This window comes from Protofrankia sp. Cas8 (genome assembly GCF_963555845.1).
In the GTDB taxonomy this organism is placed as follows: domain Bacteria; phylum Actinomycetota; class Actinomycetes; order Frankiales; family Frankiaceae; genus Protofrankia.
The window spans coordinates 1-2,870 of sequence record NZ_CAUVXI010000322.1; the positions used below are offsets into that span (position 1 = coordinate 1).

Sequence of the window (2,870 nt, forward strand, 5' to 3'; positions counted from 1 at the left end):
GTGTGGGATGGACAACCAAGCCGAGGACCCGGCGGGACAGCCGATGTGATCGACTATGCGCACGCCAAGAACATCCCAGTCACCGTCATCTGGCCCGCAGGCGCGGTAAGACCCTGAAGAGCGGCGGGGGCGCAGCTCGCGCCGGTGCCGTTCGCCCCGTCCCGGACCGCGGCCCGGCTCGCGGAACGGTTCGGGCCCAGCCAGCTCGCCGGGATCGAGACCGGCCTGGCCAGGATCGCCTGGATCGCCTGGATCGTCAGGCAGATGATGGGCTTCCTGCCGGCGCAGCGGCGCGCCGAGCTCGTCACCCACCGCCCGACGCTGGACTGCGACTCGACCGACGTTGAGGTCTACGGCCACGCGAAGCATGGTCCCGGACCCGATATCGATCAAGTCGAGAATCCGTTGACGATCTTCGGCAGCGCTATTGGCGGATGTAGGTCTGACTCCTGTGCATGCAGGGTTGAGGATCAAGACCCGGGGTGGGTGTTGGAGCACCGACCCCGGGTCGTTGCCGTTCCGGCGTTCGATCCGGGAACCGCCCGTCGGAAGATCCATTATGGCGAGACGGTGAGATCAACGGTGGCACCCGTGTCGGCGCGGAGCGGCAGATGCTGCAGGAATGGCACTACTTCTTCGACTACATGCGACGGTGGCGGAACCTGCGGAAAATTCGGCGAGCGCCGCCACGTCGGCGACCGGGCGGCCGCGGGCGGCCGCGAGCACGGGGACGCGCAGCGGAGCCGCTCGATGTTGACGGCGACGCCGGGCGAGGACATGTCGACGATGAGTTGGCTCAGGCCGCCGTGCCTGTCGTCGCCGGCCGGTGTCTTTCAGCAGAGGACCACGAAGTAGTGGCTGTGGTGGGCGTGGCTCGTCCTTCGGGCCCAACGTGACGAGAGCGAAGGCCGGCAGATCAGCCATCGGCCTTGGTGGCGCCCTCGGGCTCCATGTGCGTTCCCTTCCCGCGCCGGGCCATCTCGCTGATAATGCTATAGTATAGTAACAATTTAAAGATCTAGGGCTGCTTACCGGCGAACCCGTGGTTGGCGGACCTGACGGGGACCACCGTTTCAGTCCCGGCGACGAGCACCGGCCACGGACACAAAGAGGGGTTTGATGGACTACTCGCGGTACCGGCACCTCGAGGTCACGCAGGACGGCGGGATTGTGACGGTCACGATCAACCGTCCCGAGGTGAAGAACGCAATCCATCACGAGCTCCACGAGGAATTCGGGACGATCTTCGCCGATCTCGACATCGACGATTCGTGCGATGTCGTCATCCTCACCGGTGCCGCCAGCGCGTTCTCGGGGGCGGCGATCTCAACTGGATCCTGGCCATGTGCGGCGACTTCGTCTACGCGACGCCCGACGCCGTGTTCGCCGACCCGCACGTCGCTGTCGGCCTGGTCGCGGGCGACGGCGGCGCGGTGATCTGGCCACAGCTGGTCGGCTACGCCCGTGCCCGCCGCTACCTGCTGACCGGCGACGCGATCCGTGGCAGGGAAGCGGCCGAGATGGGCCTCATCACCGAGGCCGTTCCCGACGACCAGCTCGATGCGCTCGTCGACGCCATGGCGCAGCGTCTCGCGTCCGGCGCGTCATACGCTATCAAGTACACCAAGGCCGCCATCAATGCCGGCCTCAAGGTGACCGCCGCTGCCGTCATCGATCGGGCTTCCGCCTTCGAGAACCTCACCCAGTTCACGAACGACAACCGAATCGCCGCCGAGGCTTTCCTCACCAAGGAGAAGCCTGTTTTCACCCGGTCCTGAGCCTCGGCTGGTGTCCTGAAGCTCGACTGGTGTTCTGAGCCTCAGCTAATAGAGACAGGGGGCAAGTAGCTCAGTGTCCAGACGTTGTGACGTGGTCTCATGAGCGATCGTCCGGTATCCCTTGCCAAGGGCCGTGTCCGCGTCAATCGGGTCGCCGATATCGTGGCGGATCGCATCCGCGAGCTCATTGTCACCGGCGACCTGGCGGACGGCGATCGCCTGCCACGCCTGGATGTTCTACTCAAGGACTTCGGCGTCAGCGGGCCCTCGATGCGCGAGGCCCTGCGCGTCCTGGAGTCCGAGGGGCTCATCACCGTTCAACGCGGCAGCATCGGCGGCGCCGTGGTCCACCGTCCCGATGCGAAGACCGCTGCCTACATCGTGGCCCTGGTGCTGCGTAGTCGAGACACGCAGTTGCGCGATGTGTTCGAGGGCATGTCCCTTCTCGAGCCGGTGTGTGCGATGTTGTGCGCGCGTCGCCCGGACCGCAAGACGACGGTGGTATCCGAGCTGCGCAAGGTCAACGGTGCCTCTCGCCGGCTCATCGACGGCGATGAGCTGGCCTTCAACGAGACCATGGCCGCGTTTCACGAGACGTTGGTGCAGCGGTGTGGCAACGAGACGCTCACGCTCGTGGCCGGGATCTTGGAATCGATCTGGCTCGTCCATGAACGGTCCTGGGCCGAGGCCAAGACCGCGCGGGGCGCCTTGCTCAGCCGGCCGGAGAAGCTGAAGAGGCTCGAGTCCCATGAGGAGATCTGCGACCTGATCGAGGCTGGCGAGGAGCGCAGGGTTGTGGAAGCCATAACCGAGCACATCGAGGTCCAGCTCATCTGCAGCGAATGGCTCGACCCCACCGAACGCGTGGATGCCCGGGCCATCCGACACGACACGTAAAAGCGCCCGGCGCTCAGCGAGCGGCGCGGGGGCTGAACAGCCCATGGGCGTTGTCGTGCATGATCTTGCGAACCCCGTCCTGGTCGAAGCTCGTCAAGGACTCGGTGAAGGTGACGGGCTCGGCCAGGCCGTCGGTGTGGGGGTAGTCCGAGCCGAAGCGGAAGGCGATCTCCCCCTTCAAGGTGCCCACGGTGG

Annotated in this window: 1 protein-coding gene and 3 pseudogenes; 3 read left to right on the forward strand and 1 reads right to left on the reverse strand. The window is 65.8% G+C overall.

From position 1 onward, the window contains the following. Positions 1-575 precede the first annotated feature (575 nt). From U9977_RS27315 to U9977_RS26200, 3 genes and pseudogenes are all read left to right on the forward strand, one after another. Positions 576-674 (forward strand): annotated as a pseudogene (locus U9977_RS27315) (enoyl-CoA hydratase); the annotation flags it as partial. A gap of 445 nt (positions 675-1,119) precedes the next feature. Then, positions 1,120-1,778: pseudogene (locus U9977_RS26195) on the forward strand (enoyl-CoA hydratase/isomerase family protein). 99 nt (positions 1,779-1,877) lie between these two features. After that, positions 1,878-2,675 (forward strand): FadR/GntR family transcriptional regulator, encoded by a 798-nt coding sequence (locus U9977_RS26200; RefSeq protein WP_322751949.1) that lies wholly within the window; start codon positions 1,878-1,880, stop codon positions 2,673-2,675. 13 nt (positions 2,676-2,688) lie between these two features. Here the strand turns inward: U9977_RS26200 and U9977_RS26205 are convergent. After that, a pseudogene (locus tag U9977_RS26205) lies at positions 2,689-2,870 on the reverse strand (hypothetical protein); the annotation flags it as partial.